Annotated in this window: 18 protein-coding genes and 1 other RNA gene; 5 read left to right on the top strand and 14 right to left on the bottom strand. The window is 64.9% G+C overall.

What is annotated here, in order from left to right; translation table 11 throughout:
• The 3 genes from mraZ to rsmI form a co-directional block, all read right to left on the bottom strand.
• Nucleotides 1–462: a division/cell wall cluster transcriptional repressor MraZ gene (gene mraZ, locus J7355_RS10190; protein ID WP_209062281.1), complete on the bottom strand. Its 462-nt coding sequence runs from the start codon at nucleotides 460–462 to the stop codon at nucleotides 1–3.
• Between the two features lie 380 nt (nucleotides 463–842).
• Nucleotides 843–1,196: RNase P RNA component class A (rnpB, locus tag J7355_RS10185), an RNA gene on the bottom strand.
• A gap of 61 nt (nucleotides 1,197–1,257) precedes the next feature.
• Nucleotides 1,258–2,103, bottom strand: a complete 846-nt coding sequence (gene rsmI / locus J7355_RS10180; protein ID WP_209062279.1) for a 16S rRNA (cytidine(1402)-2'-O)-methyltransferase — start codon at nucleotides 2,101–2,103, stop codon at nucleotides 1,258–1,260.
• Nucleotides 2,104–2,199: 96 nt separating this feature from the next.
• On the opposite strand from rsmI, the gene J7355_RS10175 reads away from it, so the two are divergent.
• The 3 genes from J7355_RS10175 (at nucleotide 2,200) to J7355_RS10165 (ending at nucleotide 5,137) form a co-directional block, all read left to right on the top strand.
• A complete protein-coding gene (locus J7355_RS10175; RefSeq protein ID WP_209062277.1) occupies nucleotides 2,200–4,095 on the top strand; it encodes a penicillin-binding protein activator in 1,896 nt (631 codons plus the stop codon).
• A gap of 75 nt (nucleotides 4,096–4,170) precedes the next feature.
• On the top strand, nucleotides 4,171–4,533 hold the full coding sequence (locus tag J7355_RS10170) for a YraN family protein (RefSeq protein ID WP_209062275.1): 363 nt from the start codon (nucleotides 4,171–4,173) through the stop codon (nucleotides 4,531–4,533).
• Nucleotides 4,523–5,137 (top strand): phosphoheptose isomerase, encoded by a 615-nt coding sequence (locus tag J7355_RS10165; RefSeq protein ID WP_209062274.1) that lies wholly within the window; start codon nucleotides 4,523–4,525, stop codon nucleotides 5,135–5,137. Before J7355_RS10170 ends, J7355_RS10165 begins: the two co-directional genes overlap by 11 nt.
• Before the next feature lie 36 nt (nucleotides 5,138–5,173).
• On the opposite strand, the gene J7355_RS10160 is transcribed toward J7355_RS10165, so the two are convergent.
• The 11 genes from J7355_RS10160 to J7355_RS10110 all read right to left on the bottom strand — a co-directional run bounded on the left by J7355_RS10160 (nucleotide 5,174) and on the right by J7355_RS10110 (nucleotide 14,272).
• A complete protein-coding gene (locus J7355_RS10160; protein ID WP_209062271.1) occupies nucleotides 5,174–5,599 on the bottom strand; it encodes a ClpXP protease specificity-enhancing factor in 426 nt (141 codons plus the stop codon).
• A gap of 30 nt (nucleotides 5,600–5,629) precedes the next feature.
• Nucleotides 5,630–6,259, bottom strand: coding sequence for a glutathione S-transferase N-terminal domain-containing protein (locus J7355_RS10155; protein ID WP_209062269.1), 630 nt, complete (start codon nucleotides 6,257–6,259; stop codon nucleotides 5,630–5,632).
• Nucleotides 6,260–6,281: 22 nt separating this feature from the next.
• Nucleotides 6,282–7,031 carry a cytochrome c1 gene (locus tag J7355_RS10150; protein WP_209062268.1) on the bottom strand — a complete coding sequence of 250 codons (750 nt, stop codon included), beginning with the start codon at nucleotides 7,029–7,031 and terminating at the stop codon, nucleotides 6,282–6,284.
• Nucleotides 7,028–8,263 (bottom strand): cytochrome bc complex cytochrome b subunit, encoded by a 1,236-nt coding sequence (locus J7355_RS10145; RefSeq protein ID WP_209062267.1) that lies wholly within the window; start codon nucleotides 8,261–8,263, stop codon nucleotides 7,028–7,030. The genes J7355_RS10150 and J7355_RS10145 overlap by 4 nt, the downstream gene beginning before the upstream one ends.
• Nucleotides 8,264–8,863 (bottom strand): ubiquinol-cytochrome c reductase iron-sulfur subunit, encoded by a 600-nt coding sequence (petA, locus tag J7355_RS10140; protein WP_209062266.1) that lies wholly within the window; start codon nucleotides 8,861–8,863, stop codon nucleotides 8,264–8,266. It abuts the gene before it with no gap.
• A gap of 130 nt (nucleotides 8,864–8,993) precedes the next feature.
• Nucleotides 8,994–10,301, bottom strand: coding sequence for a histidinol dehydrogenase (hisD, locus tag J7355_RS10135; RefSeq protein WP_209062265.1), 1,308 nt, complete (start codon nucleotides 10,299–10,301; stop codon nucleotides 8,994–8,996).
• Nucleotides 10,301–10,942 (bottom strand): ATP phosphoribosyltransferase, encoded by a 642-nt coding sequence (hisG, locus tag J7355_RS10130; RefSeq protein WP_209062263.1) that lies wholly within the window; start codon nucleotides 10,940–10,942, stop codon nucleotides 10,301–10,303. Before hisG ends, hisD begins: the two co-directional genes overlap by 1 nt.
• Nucleotides 10,939–12,231, bottom strand: coding sequence for a UDP-N-acetylglucosamine 1-carboxyvinyltransferase (gene murA, locus J7355_RS10125; RefSeq protein ID WP_209062261.1), 1,293 nt, complete (start codon nucleotides 12,229–12,231; stop codon nucleotides 10,939–10,941). Before murA ends, hisG begins: the two co-directional genes overlap by 4 nt.
• Nucleotides 12,232–12,271: 40 nt before the next feature.
• Nucleotides 12,272–12,511: a BolA/IbaG family iron-sulfur metabolism protein gene (locus J7355_RS10120; protein WP_209062259.1), complete on the bottom strand. Its 240-nt coding sequence runs from the start codon at nucleotides 12,509–12,511 to the stop codon at nucleotides 12,272–12,274.
• 79 nt (nucleotides 12,512–12,590) lie between these two features.
• On the bottom strand, nucleotides 12,591–13,346 hold the full coding sequence (locus J7355_RS10115; protein WP_209062257.1) for an ABC transporter permease: 756 nt from the start codon (nucleotides 13,344–13,346) through the stop codon (nucleotides 12,591–12,593).
• The gene (locus tag J7355_RS10110; RefSeq protein ID WP_209062256.1) at nucleotides 13,343–14,272 is read right to left on the bottom strand and encodes an ABC transporter ATP-binding protein; all 930 of its coding nucleotides are present in this window, start codon (nucleotides 14,270–14,272) and stop codon (nucleotides 13,343–13,345) included. Before J7355_RS10110 ends, J7355_RS10115 begins: the two co-directional genes overlap by 4 nt.
• A gap of 147 nt (nucleotides 14,273–14,419) precedes the next feature.
• On the opposite strand from J7355_RS10110, the gene J7355_RS10105 reads away from it, so the two are divergent.
• Nucleotides 14,420–15,397 carry a KpsF/GutQ family sugar-phosphate isomerase gene (locus J7355_RS10105; protein ID WP_209062254.1) on the top strand — a complete coding sequence of 326 codons (978 nt, stop codon included), beginning with the start codon at nucleotides 14,420–14,422 and terminating at the stop codon, nucleotides 15,395–15,397.
• Entirely contained in the window at nucleotides 15,394–15,918 is a 525-nt protein-coding gene (locus tag J7355_RS10100) for an HAD hydrolase family protein (RefSeq protein WP_209062252.1), read from the top strand. The genes J7355_RS10105 and J7355_RS10100 overlap by 4 nt, the downstream gene beginning before the upstream one ends.
• The last annotated feature ends 11 nt before the right edge of the window (nucleotides 15,919–15,929 follow it).

Genomic DNA, 15,929 nt, shown 5'->3' with positions numbered 1-15,929 from the left:
TCACAGGCTGAGATCCATCAGAACGTCGGGGAGTTCGCCCTTGGCGGCGTCCTCAGCCAGCTGCGCGGCGATATCGGCAGAACGGGCGTGGTAGGTCGCCTCGTCCCACAGCTCGAAGAGATTGCCCATGCCGGACAGCACCGCCTTGGATTCCAGACTGGCGTAGCCGCGCAGATTCGACGGCAACAGCAGGCGACCCTGCCGGTCCATCTCGACATCGCGCGCATTGCCAATCAGAAAACGCTGGATATTTCTCACCTTCGGATCGAGCCCGCCCTTCGCCAACAGCTTCTGCTCAAACGCCTGAAACTCGGACAGCGGGTAGATCAGCAGGCAGCCGTCCCAGTGCTGGGTGACGACCATCCGGCCCGCGCAGTCGTCGATCAACGACTGGCGATACGACGCCGGGATCGCAATACGACCCTTGGCATCGATAGTGACCGGATGCGACCCCTTGAACACGGTGCGGCCTCTTTATCGCCGTTGAACCACTTTGCCCCACTTCCTACCCCTCGGCGCCACTATAGGCAGCGCCGCTTCAGAGTGTCAAGCACAAGCCGGAAGCGAAAAAATCTCAGCAAAACAGTGATTTCTGACGCCTTCCGATAGCGATTTGAGCCGAAAATCGAGGTCGATTTTTTGCTTTGTTTTTTAGGGTTTTACCGCTTTTTTCTCGACGATTTTATGAGCCTCGAACCGCTGCAAAAGGCTTTATGCCCCAACGACTGCGCCACCGCAGCTATCGCGGTGGAATGAAAATCGGCGCGCGATTTGCGCAAGTGGGGTGTCATCCCACAAGGCGGACCATGAAAGGGCCAAAGTGGGGCAAATGGCCGGGGTGGATTCGGAGTCGGCCGATAAGCCGGGTTCTGTCTGGCGCAGCCATTCATCTGGGATGTACGTCGCCGTACACCTCATGCGACCTACCCGAGGACTGTGCGGGCCGCACGTCGTCCTCCTATTTGGTCTTGCTCCGGATGGGGTTTACCGTGCCGCGAACCGTTGCCGGACGCGCGGTGCGCTCTTACCGCACCGTTTCACCCTTGCCTGGCCTGCGAACAGGCCATAGGCGGTCTACTCTCTGTTGCACTTTCCGTAGGCTCACGCCTCCCAGGGGTTACCTGGCATCCTGCCCTGTGGAGCCCGGACTTTCCTCCGTGCCCGCGAGCGGGCACCGCGGCTGCGTGGCCGACTCCGAGCGCGGATTCTAGCACTCTGGCGCCACCCCGAGGCCCGCACGGCCATACCGACGCCCGATCACTCGCCGAGCGCCAGCGCCCGGGCGTAGATCTCGTTGGTGGGCCGGCCGGTCAGGCGTGCCGCGGCCTTGGCCGCCTGCTTGGTTCCGGTCAGCGACAGCAGTTCGGCGAGCAACGCGTCGAGTGGAATGTCGGCGTCCGCGCGCTCGATCGGTGGCGCGCCTTCGATCACGAGCACGAATTCGCCGCGCCGTCGGTTGTCGTCCGCCGCAAGCCACACGGCCAGCTCGGACGCCGCCATGACCACGCTCTGCTCGTGGAGTTTGCTGAGTTCCCGGCACAGCCCCACCGCGCGCCCGGCACCCATGACCGCCGCGATATCGGTCACCGACTTCTCGATGCGATGACTCGATTCGTATACAAGGAGTGTGCGTGTCTCGTCGGCCAGCGCTTCGAGACGCGCACGGCGCGCACCGGCCTTCGACGGCAGAAAGCCCTCGAACACAAAGCGATCGCTCGGCAGCCCGGCCACCGACAGCGCCGCGATCGCCGCACAGGGCCCCGGCACGGCCTGAACAGCGAAGCCGGCCTCGCGTACGGCACGCACCAGCGCATAGCCGGGATCGCTGATCAACGGCGTGCCGGCGTCGCTGATCAGGGCCACGGATTCGCCGGCCGCGAGCCGGTCGATGACCTGTTCGATACGCGCCTGTTCATTGTGCTCGTGCAGCGAGATCATCGGCGTATCGATGCCGAGGTGGCGGGTCAATCGGCCGCTGTAGCGCGTGTCCTCGGCCGCGATCACGTCGACCTGCGCCAGCGTGCGGCTCGCACGCGGGCTGAAATCCTCGAGATTGCCGATCGGTGTGGCCACGATCCACAGCGTTGCGGACGTCGACGGCATGGGCGTGTCACGACTCAAAAGGGGTGGCGCTGATATTATGCCGGTCACGACCGCGCGCATGGGGGATCTGGCGCGCAAACCTGGGAGCCTGACTCAATGATCGTTTCACGAAAGCCTTCGCTCGGCGTCTTCGCCCTTTTCCTGTTCGCGCTGACGCTGGGCGGCTGCGCACAACAGATGCGCCAGACCAGCCCGGATGCCGCGCCCGCGCCGGCAAGCAGCCCGACGCAGGCAATCGCCGCCGGCGACTATGCGCGCGCAGCCGAGCTCTACATGCAGGCATCGAGCCGCGAGTCGAACCCGGATCGCAGCCGGCGCCTGCGCTTCGAGGCCGGACTGGCTGCCGCGCAGGCCGGTAACGTGTCTATGGCCCAGCAGATTCTCGACAGCTTCACGCCGTCGTCGCTGCAGCGGCTCGACCGGGGTCGCTACGAACTCGCGCGGCGCGAGATCAGCATCGCCAGCCTGCCGCCGTCGCAGGCGCTCGACCGCCTGCCGCCGCCCTCCAGCGGCACCGCGCCCGAAATCGCCGAACGCGTGTGGGAAAAACGCGCGCAGCTGCATTTCGAGCAGAACAATCTGATCGCGGGCATCGGCGCGCTTGTGCAGCGCGGCGTCTGGCTGATCGACGACCAGATGCTTCGCGGCAACGACAACACCATTTACGACAAGGCGCTGGACGCCATCTCGCTCGGCCAGGGCCCGCAGAGCCCGGCGGCCCGCGATGCCGACCAGACGACGATCGGCTGGCTGGCGCTGGCCGATATCGGCCAGCGCCGCTGGTCGAGCCGCAACGAACGCGATCGCGCCCTGCGCGACTGGGAGCAGCGCTTCGCACAGCATCCCGCGACACGCGCGGTGCTCGAGGACCGCTTCAACTACCGCCCTGCCACTTCGCCGGCGCAACGCGAACCCGGGCAGCAGGCCTTCGGTGAGGCGCCGCGTCCGCAGAACGACAGCGTTGCCCTCGCCCTGCCGCTGACGGGCAAGTTCGAGAATGCCGCCAAGGCCATACGCGACGGCTTCATGTTCGCCTACGAGAACGACGACACGGCGTCCTCGCGGCCGATGATCTACGACACCAACACGATGTCGGCCACCGACCTGCAACGCCGCGCCGAAAGCGACCGCGTCGGCGTTCTGGTCGGCCCACTCGACAAGCCCAAGGTTGCCGAGATGTCGCGTCTCAACAGCCGGATCCCGACCGTGGGGCTGAACTACAGCGACAGCCCCGATGCGCGCCCGGGCTTTTACCAGTTCGCCCTGGCCCCGGAAGACGAGGCCCGCGAGGTCGCCCGCCATGCGGCCGATGAGGGCCACCGCGGCGCGCTGGCGCTCGTGCCCAGTGGTGGCTGGGGCAGTCGCGTGTTCGACGCTTTCCGCGAGGCGTTCGAGCAGCGTGGCGGTCAGCTGGTCAACTATGCGACCTATGAACCTAGCGAGCCGGACCACCGCGACCCGATTCAGGCGGTGTTGCGCAACCGGAGCGGCGCCGACTTCATCTTCGTGGCCGGCCAGCCCGACCAGGCACGCCTGATCCGCAGCCAGCTGCGCTACTACCGCGCCCGCAATCTGCCGATGTTCACGACCTCGCATGCCTATACCGGCACCGTGAACGCCGGTGACGATATCGACCTCAACGGCGTCGGCTTTGCCGACATGCCCTGGGTTATCGGTCAGGGCAACTTCCTCGAGACCCGTCGGACCGAGGCCGAGCAGCGCTACGGCACGACCGCCAAGCACTACAAGCGGCTGTTCGCCATGGGCATGGATGCCTGGCGCCTGACCGACCGCATCGCCGCACAGGGGCTTTCCGGCGGCGATGTCTTCGAAGGCATGAGCGGCGTGCTCAAGGTCAATCCCGACGGCACGATCCGTCGCTATCTGGCGTGGGCCGTGTTCCGCAACGGCGAACCGCAGTTGGTCGAGATGCCTTCGATGAGCGATGCCCGCAACGACACCTCGTCGCGCGACCCGTGGGCCACACGCTAGGGCGGCCTGTCGCTGTTTCATACGCCTTGTCTTGTCGCTCCTAGTAAATCCAGGCAGTGCTCGGCGCGGATTTGTATGAAACGGCACCAGACCCTAGCCAAGGGACGCGCAGCCGAAAGCCGGGTCGATGCGGCCGCCCGCCGGCGCCGCTGGCGGCTTATCGCCCGCAACTACAACGTCCGCGGCGGCGAGCTCGACCTCGTCTACGATGCACGCGGCACGCTTGTGGTCGTCGAAGTCCGCTATCGTGCGCGCAGCGACTATGGCAGCGCCGCGGCGAGCGTGACGGCCACCAAACAGCGGCGGATCGTACTCGCGACCCGGCATTTTCTGGCCGCGAATCCGCGCTACGCCGAGGCCACGATACGTTTCGACGTGGTCGGTGTGGACGACAGCAACGAACTGGACTGGATAGAGAACGCCTTCTATGCCGAATGACACGTCACGAGACGAACGCGCCGATCTCATCGGGCGCCTGTTCGCCGACAGCGCCCGCACCAATGCCGCCACGCTTGCGGCAATGCAGACACGACTAGTCACCGCGGCCGATCAGCTCATCGCCTGCCTCGATCAGGGCCACAAGATTCTGTCGTGCGGGAACGGCGGCTCGGCGGGCGACGCACAGCATTTCTCGTCGGAGCTCATCAATCGGTTCGAGCGCGAGCGCCGCGCCCTGCCTGCGGTCGCGCTTACCACCGAGAGCTCGACGCTGACCGCGATCGCCAACGATTACGACTACGATCGTCTGTTCTCGCGTCAGGTCGAGGCGCTGGGCCAGCCCGGCGACGTGCTGCTCGCCATCAGCACCAGCGGCAATTCCGCGAACGTCTGCAAGGCCGTTACTGCGGCCCACGAGCGCGGCATGACGGTGGTTGCCCTCACCGGCAAGGACGGCGGACGAATGGCGGGCCTGCTCGGCGAAACGGACTGCGAACTACGCGCGGCCTCGCAGATCACGGCACGCATTCAGGAGATGCACCTGCTGTTCATCCATTGCCTGTGCCGGCTCATCGAGGATCATCTGCTCGGCCCGCAGGACTGACGGGCAAATTACAGCCGTTCTGCGCAGAAAGCGCCGCTACTTGACGACTTTCAGGTGCGGGCGCTTTTTCGCCCCGTCGCCGCCGTCACCCTCGCCGTCGGCGGTGTCGCCCGGCCCACCCTCGGGCGGCGTCGGCGGCGTCTCCACCTCGCCGAAAAGCATGCCTTCGCCGTTTTCCCGCGCATAGAGCGCGAGAACGGCACCCGGCGGCAGGCTGACGTTGTAACTTTGCCCCGAAAAGCGGGCAGAAAAGCTCACCAGCTCGTTATCCAGCGACAGGCCGCGCACGGCGCCGGGGCTTATGTTGACGGTGATCTTGCCGTCCTCGGTCACGAACTCGCGCGGCACGTCGACGCCCTCGGCGTCCGCGGCGACGAGCAGATGCGGCGTCAGGTCATTGTCCAGCACCCAGTCGTATAGGGCGCGGATGAGATACGGCCGGCGGGAAGTCAGTTCGGCCATGATGGAAAACCTCTGCTCTCTGAAGTCACTTCAGCCGGCGTCGCCCTGGCCCATGTCGGCCTCGATCGCCGACAGACTCTCGGCGAATGCCGGGCGGGCAAACAGCCGCTGCGCATAGCGACTGAGCTGCTTGCCGTGGCGCTCGGGCAGCTTCACGCCGTAGTGATCGAGCCGCCAGAGAATCGGCGCCAGCGTGCAATCCACCAGTGAGAATTCCTCGCCGATGTACTCCCGCGGCGAGAACTCCGCCGCCAGCTGCGTCAGCAGTTCGGTCATGCGCTCGCGGGCCTTGCGGGCGACGGCCGGCGTGGATTCGAGATCGTCGCACAGCGCGTACAGATCCGACTCCATTCGGAATATCGCGAGCCGGTATTGCGCACGCAGCACCGGATCCACCGGCATGAGCGGCGGATGCGGATAGCGCTCGTCGATATACTCGAGAATGATACGCGGGTCGTAAACCACGAGATCGCGATCGACCAGCGTCGGCACCGTATTGTACGGATTGAGCTCGAGCAGATCCTCGCTTTCCTCGTCCTCGCGCAGTTCCACGACCTCGTAGCTCGCCACGCCCTTTTCAGCCATGACGAGCCGTACCCGGTGGCTGTGTACACAGGCCGGGCGCGAATAGAGCGTGATCGTGGCGCTACGGTTGGCCATGGGCTATGCGGCGCGCGGTCCTCTAATGGACATCGCGCCAGAACTCCTTCTTGAGCATGTAGGCGAGTGCGGTGAACAACAGCAGGAACACGATCACCTTGAAGCCGAGCGAATACCGCACGAGCTTCACGGGCTCGCCGACGTAGACGAGGAAGTTGGTGAGGTCGGCCGCCGCGGCTCGGTATTCGGCCGGGTTCAGCTGCCCTTCCTGGACGAGTTCGAACTGCGGCTCGCCATGGCCACCGCCATGCCCGTCGCCCTCGGATTCGCCCTCCTCTTCATGCTTGAGCACCTGGAACCCCTGCAGCGGCGCCAGTACGGCCGGCATCGCGGTATTGCTCATCACCACGTTGTTCACGCCCGAGGGGCGCGAGTCGTCGAGATAGAAACCGAGCAGGAAGCTGTAGATCCAGTCCGCGCCGCGCTCGCGCGCGGTGAGCGTCAGATCCGGCGGCGCCTTGCCGAACCACTCGGCCGCCTTTTCCTTGGACATCGTGCCCTGGATCGTGTCGTGGATCTTGCCCCGGGTCAGGATGAGATTGTTCTCCATCACCTCCTCGGGAATTTCCAGGTCCTCGGAAATCCGCTGATAACGCATGTACTGCAGCGAATGACAGCCCGAGCAGTAGTTCATGAACATCTTGGCGCCGCGCTGGAGCGAAGCCTGGTTGCCCAGATTGGTTTCATGGTGGAACGGAACGGATTCGCCACCCGCGGCCATGGCGGCCAGCGGCATCATCAGAAACAGCGCAATGAACAGCTGGCGCATCATCCCGTCACCCTTTCCGGAACCGGCTTGGTCCTGTCGAGCACGCTGTAGAACGGCATCAACAGGAAGAAGGCGAAATAGATCGCGGTACAGATCTGCGCGATCGTGGTAAGCAGCGGGCTCGGCGCCTGCGTGCCGATATAGCCCAGAATCAGGAACGACACCACCAGCGCCGCCAGCATCACCTTGAAGATGATGCCCTTGTAGCGGATCGACTTGACCTTGCTGCGATCCAGCCAGGGCAGCACGAACAGGATGAGCACCGCGCCGAACATGGTGATCACGCCCAGCAGCTTGGCGTCGATACCGAACAGCTGGAAGTTGATCGCACGCAACATCGCGTAGAACGGCGTGAAGTACCACACCGGGGCGATATGCTCTGGCGTGACCGACGGATTGGCTTCGGTGAAGTTCGGCGGTTCCAGGAAGAAGCCACCGAATTCGGGCGCGAAGAAGATCACCGCTGCGAACAGCGTCAGGAACACACCCACGCCGAACAGATCCTTCACCGTGTAGTACGGATGGAAGGGAATGCCGTCGACCGGATGGCCGTCGCTGCCCTTGTTGGCCTTGATCTCGATGCCGTCCGGGTTGTTCGAGCCGACGTGATGCAGCGCCATGATGTGCGCGATCACCAGTCCCACCAGCACGAACGGCAGGGCCACGACGTGCAGCGCGAAAAACCGGTTGAGCGTCGCATCGCCAATCACGAAGTCGCCGCGAATCCAGGTCGTGAGCTGCTCGCCGACCACCGGAATGGCCGAGAACAGCGAGATGATCACCTGGGCGCCCCAGTAGGACATGTTGCCCCACGGCAGCACGTAGCCCATGAAGGCTTCCGCCATCAGCGCCAAAAAGATCAGGCAGCCGAAGATCCACAGCAGTTCACGCGGCTTGCGGTACGAGCCGTACAGCAGCGCACGGAACATGTGCAGATAGACGACGATGAAGAAAAACGACGCACCCGTGGAATGCATGTAGCGGATGAGCCAGCCCCACTCCACATCGCGCATGATGTAGGCGACCGAGCCGAACGCCGCAGCGGCAGACGGCTTGTAGAACATGGCAAGCCAGATACCGGTCAGCAGCTGGTTGGCCAGCACCAGCATCGCCAGCGAGCCGAAGTAGTACCAGACGTTGAAATTCTTGGGGGCGTAGTACTCGCCGATGTGCTCGTTCCACAGCTGAGTAGCCGGAAAGCGGGCATCGACCCAGTTCATGAACCTGCTTGCCATTTACGCAGCCTCCTCGCCGCCTTGGTTCGGATCCTCACCCACCACTATAAGGTCGTCGCCCTCATAGCGATGCGGCGGCACCACCATGTTCAGCGGCGCGGGCACGCCCGAATAGACGCGGCCTGCGATATCGAACTTGGAACCATGGCAGGGGCAGAAGAAGCCGCTGTAGGACAGCTGACCACCACCGGCATCGGGCCGGAACTTCGGCGAACAGCCCAGGTGTGTGCAGATGCCCACCATCACGAGCACCGCGGGCTCGATCGAGCGATGCGGGTTGCGGCAGTACTCGGGCTGCTGATCCGTCTGCGATTCGGGATCCGCCAGCTCGGGCTTGACCTGCTCCAGCGTATCCAGCATGTCCTGCGAGCGGCGCACCACCCACACGGGCTTGCCTCGCCAGGTCACGCTCACGAGCGCGCCTTCTTCCAGAGCGGCGATGTTGACCTCTACCGGTGCGCCAGCGGCCCGGGCGCGCGCACTCGGCATCCAGGACTTGACGAACGGTGTGGCCACAAAGGCCGCGCCCACGCCACCGACGGCTGCGGTGGCGGTGGTCAAAAATCGGCGCTTGCCGACGTCGACCCCCTCTTTGCTCATGCGTAAAACCTCTTCGAGCAGGGCAGTATTGCCGGTTCGATTTTTCTTAAGGGTGCGTGATCCACGGCGTGGCGTGACGCCGATAGGAGTCGCAAAAGTATAGCATAGCCAATATGTACCGCCGCCCTATTCAGGCGTCGGTATCGGTGATGCGACCGCGTACCGCGGCGGATTCGGCATGTGCATACAGGCCTTCGCCGCGCGCGAGCTCGGCCGCGACCGGTGCCAGCGCGGCCGCGCCGCGCTCGCTGGCGTGGATCACCGACAGCCGCTTCTGGAAATCGTAGATGCCCAGCGCGGACGAGAACCGGGCGGTCCGACCAGTGGGCAGCACATGGTTCGGGCCCGCGCAGTAGTCTCCGAACGCTTCCGGCGTGCGATGCCCCATGAATATCGCCCCGGCATGCACGATACCGTCGATCAAAGCCTCGGGCGCATCGACCGCCAGCTCGAGATGCTCCGGCGCGATCCGGTTCGACAGCGCGACCGCCTCGGCCATGTCCGCAACGTGAATCAGCGCACCATGGTTGGCCAGCGAGGCGCGGATGATGTCGCCGCGCGGCTGGGCAGCGATCAGCCGCTCGACCGCGGCGTCGACCGCATCGAGAAACCCCGCATCCGGGCTGATGAGAAGCGCGCGCGAATCCTCGCCGTGCTCGGCCTGGGCAAACAGGTCCAGCGCGGCCCAGTCGGCATTGCCGCTGCCGTCGGCAAGAATCAGCACTTCGGACGGCCCGGCGACGGATTCGATGCCCACCCGGCCAAAAACCTGCCGCTTGGCTTCCGCGACATAGGCATTGCCCGGCCCCACGATCTTGTCCACCTGGGGCACGGTTTCGGTGCCGTAGGCCAGCCCGGCCACGGCCTGCGCACCGCCAATAGTAAAGAAGCGATGCACGCCGGCCAGTGCGGCCGCGGCGAGCACCCAGTCGTTGACCTCGCCGTTTGGCGCCGGCGACATCATCACGATCTCGGACACGCCGGCCGCTCGCGCGGGCAGCGCATTCATCAGCACGCTCGACGGATAGGCTGCCTTGCCGCCCGGCGCATAGATGCCGGCGCGCTCGATCGGGCGCACGACGTGGCCGAGCCGGTTGCCGTACTCGTCCTCGAAGCTGTGCGCTTCGATCGCCTGCGATTCGGCATAGCGCGTGATACGCGCGGCTGCCGTCTCCAGCGCAGCGCGTGGCGCGTCGGGCATCGCGTCGAGAGCAGCCTGCAGGCGTGCCGGGTCGATCTCCAGCGCGGCCATGTCCGTGGCGGGATGGCCGTCGAGTTCGCGGGTGTATTCGATCAGTGCGGCATCGCCGCGTGCGCGTACATCCGCGATGATCGCCGCGACGCGGCTGTCGATCTCGGCCTGTGCCGGGGTGTCGTGATCGATCAGGGCCGCGAAGGCGACCTCGAAATCCGGCTGATCTGTCGCGAGACGCCGCATCACGATGCCTTGCGGGCCGGGTCGAACAACGATATCAGCTCACCGATCTCGGCGTGCTTCATCTTCTGTGCCGCCTTGTTCACGACCAGGCGCGCACTGATGTCCTCGATCACCTCGAACGGCTCCAGGCCGTTCGCGCGCAGCGTATTGCCGGTATCCACCAGATCCACGATCACGTCGGCCAGACCAACCAGCGGCGCCAACTCCATCGAGCCATACAGCTTGATGATCTCGACCTGACGACCCAGACGCGAGAAATAGGCGCGCGTGGTCTCGACATACTTGGTCGCCACCCGCAGCGGGCGGTGCCCGGCCGCGTCCATGGCGCCCGGCAGCCCGGCGGTCATCAGCTTGCAGCGGGCGATGCCCAGATCGAGCGGCTCGTAGAGATCCGCCCCGCCGTGCTCGATGAGCACGTCCTTGCCGGAGATACCGATATCCGCTGCGCCGTAGGCCACGAACGTCGGCACGTCCGAGGCACGAATGACGAGCAGGCGCAGACCCGGCCGGTTGGTCTCGAACACCAGCTTGCGCGAGCTTTCGGGATCCACCTCGGGCTCGATGCCGGCCGCCGCGAGCAGTGGCAGCGTGGCTTCCAGAATGCGCCCCTTCGAGAGCGCGAGGGTGATGTCACGACTCATTCGACAACACTCCGTGCAGTCACCGGCGCGCGATCGGGCAGACGCTGGATGTGTCCGCCCAGCTGCGCCATCTTCTCCTCGATGCATTCATAGCCGCGATCGATATGATAGATACGCCGGACATCCGTCGCACCGTCCGCGACCAGCCCGGCGATCACCAGCGAGGCGGAGGCGCGTAGATCGGTGGCCATGACCGGCGCGCCGGTCAGGCGTTGCACGCCGGTCACGATCACCGTGTTGCCTTCCTGGCGGATCTGCGCGCCCATGCGCTGCAACTCCGAGACGTGCATGAAGCGGTTCTCGAACACTGTTTCGGTGACCGTGCCCACGCCGTCGGCGAGCGCGTCGAGCACGCAGAACTGGGCCTGCATGTCGGTGGGGAAACCCGGATAAGGCGCGGTGCGCAGGTTGACGGATTTCGCCTGCTTGCCGCGCATGTCGACCTCGATCCAGTCGTTGCCGGTAGTGACATGTGCGCCGGCCTGGGCGAGTTTGTCGGTAATCGCGTCGACCAGCACGGGGTCGGTATGCGTGACCTTGACGCGCCCTCGGCTGGCCGCGCCCGCGACCAGAAAGGTGCCGGTCTCGATCCGGTCCGGCAGCACCCGGTGACGCGTGCCGTGCAGGGTCTTCTTGCCGCGAATGGTGATGGTTGGCGTGCCGGCGCCTTCGATCTCGGCGCCCATCGCGATCAGGCATTTGGCCAGGTCGACCACTTCCGGCTCGCGGGCGGCGTTTTCCAGAATTGTCACGCCGTCGGCCAGCGTCGCCGCCATCATCAGGTTTTCGGTGCCGGTGACGGTGACCGTGTCCATGGCGATGCGCGCGCCCTTGAGCCGCGACGCCTTCGCCTTGACGTAACCACCCTCGACGCGAATCTCGGCCCCCATGGCTTCGAGCCCGCGCAGATGGATATCCACCGGCCGTGCGCCGATCGCGCAGCCGCCGGGCAGCGACACCTCGGCCTCGCCGTGGCGCGCCAGCAGCGGGCCGAGCACGAGAATCGACGCGCGCATGGTCTTGACCAGATCATAGGGCGCCACGCAGCGGGTTATGGTCGAGGCATCGGCTTCCACCACCATGTAGTCGCCGATCGTCACCGAAACGCCCATGTGCGCGAGCAGCACGTTGGTCGTGGTCACATCCTCGAGATGCGGCACGTTCTCGACCAGCAGCGGCTCGTCGATGAGCAGCGCCGCGGTCATGATCGGCAGGGTCGCATTCTTCGCCCCGGAAGCACGCACGTCGCCGTTGAGCGGCGGACCGCCCTCGATACGCAGTAGATCCATCACGCTAGGTCCTGTTCGCGTTATCGAAACGGGCCGGCCGTCAGGCCATGCCCGCCTGTTCCGGCGTCATCGTCTTCAGCGACAGCGCATGGATCTCGCCGCCCATGCGCTCGCCGAGCGTGGCGTAGACCATGCGATGCTGTTCGACGATGCCCTTGCCGGAGAAACTCGCGCTGATCACGCGGGCGGCGAAATGCTGGCCGTCGTCGCCCATGACTTCGACATTGGCGTCGGGCAGGCCGGCCTGAATGAGTTCGCGTATGGCTTCGGCGCTATACATGATAGTCACTGATTGAATTCGGGCGCGAAATGCTAGCACGAGCGCGCATTGCGAACCCGGTTAAACGGAGTCCGCGCGATCAGCCGCGGATCTTGTAGCCGCGCGAGAGCATGGTGATACAGATCGACGATACGAGCACGAAAAACACGCCCGCCACGATCACGCTGCGCAGCGGGTCACTGTCGCCGACACCGAAGAATCCCTGACGAAAGCCGTCGATCATGTAGAAGACCGGATTGAAGCGCGACGCGTGTTGCCAGAACTCCGGCAGCGAGTGGATCGAATAGAACACGCCCGACAGAAACGACAGCGGCATGATGAAGAAATTCTGGAACGCCGCCAGATGGTCGAACTTGTTCGCCAGAATCCCGGCGATCAGCCCCATGACCGCGAGCGTGCCGCCGCCAAACACCAGCATCGTGAGCACCAGCAGCGGATGCGTGATGGGCACGGTGACGAACAACTGCGTGACCAGATAGAGCACGACGGCTACCAGCGTCGCGCGCACCAGCGACGCGCTGATATAGGCCAGGTAGATCTCGAAGGCCGACAGCGGCGTCATCAGCAGAAACACCAGATTCCCGTTGATCTTCGACTGCGTGAGGCTCGACGACGTATTGGCGAACGAGTTCTGGATGATGCTCATCATCATCAGCCCCGGCACCAGAAATGCCGACGACGGCACGCCCTGAATCGTCTGCCCCTGCAGCACCTGGCCGAACACCACCATATATAAGAGTGCGGTCACGACCGGCGCACCGACGGTCTGCAGTATCACGCTGTAGAACCGCCGAATTTCCTTGAAGAACAGCGTGAAGCAACCCTGCCAGTTCATGCCGCGTCCTTGTCGTGATCGGTGGTGAGCTCGACGAAGATGTTCTCCAGCGAAGGCTCGCGCGTACGTACATCCTGGATGCGATAGCCTGCGCCGCGGATCGCCTCCATCACGTCGGCGATGAAATCGCGGCCCTGCTCCAGCTTGAGCTCCAGCGTGTCCTCATGGCGATCCTCGATCAGCCGCTCGACCGATTCCGGCAGCGGTCCGCCATTACCGGACAGCTCCAACGACAGGAATCGATAGGGGTGACGGTTGAGCAGCGCGCGCTTGTCTTCCAGCACGGACAACTCGCCATGATCGAGAATCGCGATGCGGTCGCAGAGCTCCTCGGCCTCTTCGAGATAGTGCGTGGTCAACACGATCGTATGCCCGGCGTCATTCAGATCGCGGGTGAAATGCCAGAGCGTGCGCCGCAGCTCCACGTCCACACCCGCGGTCGGCTCGTCGAGGATGACCACATCGGGCTTGTGCACCAGCGCCTGCGCGATGAGCACGCGCCGCTTCATGCCGCCGGACAGTGCGCGCATCGACACCTCGGCCTTGTCGGTCAGATCCAAACGCTCGAGCAGTTCGTCGATCCACGGCCAGTGGTCGCGACCGCAGCCGTAGTAGCCGGCCTGGATGCGCAGCATCTCGCGCACCGGGAAAAACGGGTCATAGACCAGTTCCTGCGGCACCACACCGAGCGCCCGCCGTGCCTGGCGAAAATCGCGACGCACGTCGTGCCCGAGCACGGCGACGTTGCCGGCACTGGCATGCGTCAAACCCGCGATGATGCTGATCAAGGTCGATTTTCCGGCCCCGTTCGGCCCCAGCAGGCCGAAGTATTCACCGCGCCGGATATCGAACGACACGCCCTTGAGCGCATGCGTGCTCGCATAGCGCTTTTCGACGTTCCGAATGGCAATGGCCGGTTCACTCATGCAGCCGCGCTCGATAATCAAAAGGGCGCGCATTATACGGCCTGGCGCAAAACCTGCATATGACAACCACGCGCATCGCAACCGTGCTCGGCGCAAAGACTGTGGCAGCAATATCTTGGCGGCTTGCGGCTGGGCTAGAATGAAGCCATGAACAGCCACGAGATCATTCGCGCGGGCCAACGCGTGATCGGCATCGAAGCGGCGGCCGTCGCCGCTCTCGAGACCCGGATAGACGACACCTTCGCCGCTGCCGCCGAGCGCCTGCTCGCATGTGAAGGGCGCGTGGTGGTCACGGGCATGGGCAAGTCCGGCCATATCGGCGGCAAGATCGCGGCCACGCTCGCCTCCACGGGCACGCCGGCGTTCTTCGTGCATCCGGGCGAAGCCAGCCACGGCGATCTGGGCATGATCACGCCTCAGGATGTCGTGCTCGCGCTGTCGAACTCGGGCGAGACCGGCGAGATCCTGACCATCCTGCCGCTGCTCAAGCGCCTCGGCGTGCCGCTGATCGCCATGACCGGCAAGCCCGAGTCCACCCTCGCGCGGCGTGCCGACGTGCATATGGACGTGGGCGTGGAACTGGAAGCCTGCCCGCTGGAACTGGCACCGACCTCGTCGACCACCGCCTGCCTGGCCATGGGCGACGCGCTGGCGATCGCACTGCTCGAAGCCCGGAATTTCACCGCCGAAGACTTCGCCCGCTCGCATCCCGGCGGATCGCTCGGCCGCCGCCTGCTGGTAACCGTCGCCGACATCATGCATACCGGCGATGCACTGCCGCTGGTCGACGACGACGCCGCACTGCGCGATGCCCTGCTGGAGATGACGAGCAAGGGCCTGGGCATGACCGGGGTGACCGACGGCAACGGCCGGCTCGCCGGTCTGTTTACCGACGGCGATCTGCGCCGCACACTGGATCGGGACATCGACATCAAACAGGCGACCATCGCCGAGTTCATGACGCGGTCGCCCAAGACCGTGACCGCGGACATGCTCGCCGCCGAAGCGGTACGGTTGCTCGAAACGCATCGTATCGGTGGCGGCGCCCTGATGGTGGTCGACGCGGACAACCGGCCCATCGGGGCCCTCAACATGCAGGATCTCCTGCGCGCCGGGGTGATATGAGCACGGACAAGACATCAATCAGCGCCGACGAGCTCCAGCAGCGCGCCGCCGATGTGCGCGTGGCCGTGTTCGATGTCGACGGCGTGATGACCGACGGCAAGCTTTATCTCTACGACCACGGCGAGGAGATCAAGACCATGCACGTACGCGACGGCCTCGGGCTCAAGCGCCTGCAGGCCGCGGGCGTGGCTGTGGCCGCGATCAGTGGCCGACCGTCGCCGGCTGCTGCGGCGCGCCTGCATGACCTGGGCATCGACTACATCTATCTCGACAGCCGCGACAAGCAGCTCGATTTCGAAGCCCTGCTCGCCGAGCTGGAACTCACCCCCGATCAGGCGGCCGTAATGGGGGATGACCTGCCCGACCTCGGACTCATGCGCCAGGCACGTCTGGCACTTTGCGTGGCCGATGCGGTCGATGATGTCATCGACACCGCGCACTGGGTCAGCCGCTTCAACGGCGGCCAGGGCGCGGTCCGCGAAGCGTGCGAGCTGATCATCGCCGCGCGAAACGCGCACTAGACACCGATCAG

Source organism: Endozoicomonas sp. G2_2 (genome assembly GCF_017744135.1).
Taxonomy (GTDB): Bacteria; Pseudomonadota; Gammaproteobacteria; order Nevskiales; family Salinisphaeraceae; genus Salinisphaera.
The sequence above is the reverse complement of the archived record's forward strand: the minus strand, read 5'-3'. Positions and strand labels throughout refer to the sequence as shown.

What these genes read in the sequence shown, in the direction of transcription:
- rsmI (WP_209062279.1), bottom strand. Translation starts at nt 2,103, where the DNA reads ATGCCGTCGACGTCCGCAACGCTGTGGATCGTGGCCACACCGATCGGC.
- J7355_RS10175 (WP_209062277.1), top strand. Translation starts at nt 2,200, where the DNA reads ATGATCGTTTCACGAAAGCCTTCGCTCGGCGTCTTCGCCCTTTTCCTG.
- J7355_RS10170 (WP_209062275.1), top strand. Translation starts at nt 4,171, where the DNA reads ATGAAACGGCACCAGACCCTAGCCAAGGGACGCGCAGCCGAAAGCCGG.
- J7355_RS10165 (WP_209062274.1), top strand. Translation starts at nt 4,523, where the DNA reads ATGCCGAATGACACGTCACGAGACGAACGCGCCGATCTCATCGGGCGC.
- J7355_RS10160 (WP_209062271.1), bottom strand. Translation starts at nt 5,599, where the DNA reads ATGGCCGAACTGACTTCCCGCCGGCCGTATCTCATCCGCGCCCTATAC.
- J7355_RS10155 (WP_209062269.1), bottom strand. Translation starts at nt 6,259, where the DNA reads ATGGCCAACCGTAGCGCCACGATCACGCTCTATTCGCGCCCGGCCTGT.
- J7355_RS10150 (WP_209062268.1), bottom strand. Translation starts at nt 7,031, where the DNA reads ATGATGCGCCAGCTGTTCATTGCGCTGTTTCTGATGATGCCGCTGGCC.
- J7355_RS10145 (WP_209062267.1), bottom strand. Translation starts at nt 8,263, where the DNA reads ATGGCAAGCAGGTTCATGAACTGGGTCGATGCCCGCTTTCCGGCTACT.
- petA (WP_209062266.1), bottom strand. Translation starts at nt 8,863, where the DNA reads ATGAGCAAAGAGGGGGTCGACGTCGGCAAGCGCCGATTTTTGACCACC.
- hisD (WP_209062265.1), bottom strand. Translation starts at nt 10,301, where the DNA reads ATGCGGCGTCTCGCGACAGATCAGCCGGATTTCGAGGTCGCCTTCGCG.
- hisG (WP_209062263.1), bottom strand. Translation starts at nt 10,942, where the DNA reads ATGAGTCGTGACATCACCCTCGCGCTCTCGAAGGGGCGCATTCTGGAA.
- murA (WP_209062261.1), bottom strand. Translation starts at nt 12,231, where the DNA reads ATGGATCTACTGCGTATCGAGGGCGGTCCGCCGCTCAACGGCGACGTG.
- J7355_RS10120 (WP_209062259.1), bottom strand. Translation starts at nt 12,511, where the DNA reads ATGTATAGCGCCGAAGCCATACGCGAACTCATTCAGGCCGGCCTGCCC.
- J7355_RS10115 (WP_209062257.1), bottom strand. Translation starts at nt 13,346, where the DNA reads ATGAACTGGCAGGGTTGCTTCACGCTGTTCTTCAAGGAAATTCGGCGG.
- J7355_RS10110 (WP_209062256.1), bottom strand. Translation starts at nt 14,272, where the DNA reads ATGAGTGAACCGGCCATTGCCATTCGGAACGTCGAAAAGCGCTATGCG.
- J7355_RS10105 (WP_209062254.1), top strand. Translation starts at nt 14,420, where the DNA reads ATGAACAGCCACGAGATCATTCGCGCGGGCCAACGCGTGATCGGCATC.
- J7355_RS10100 (WP_209062252.1), top strand. Translation starts at nt 15,394, where the DNA reads ATGAGCACGGACAAGACATCAATCAGCGCCGACGAGCTCCAGCAGCGC.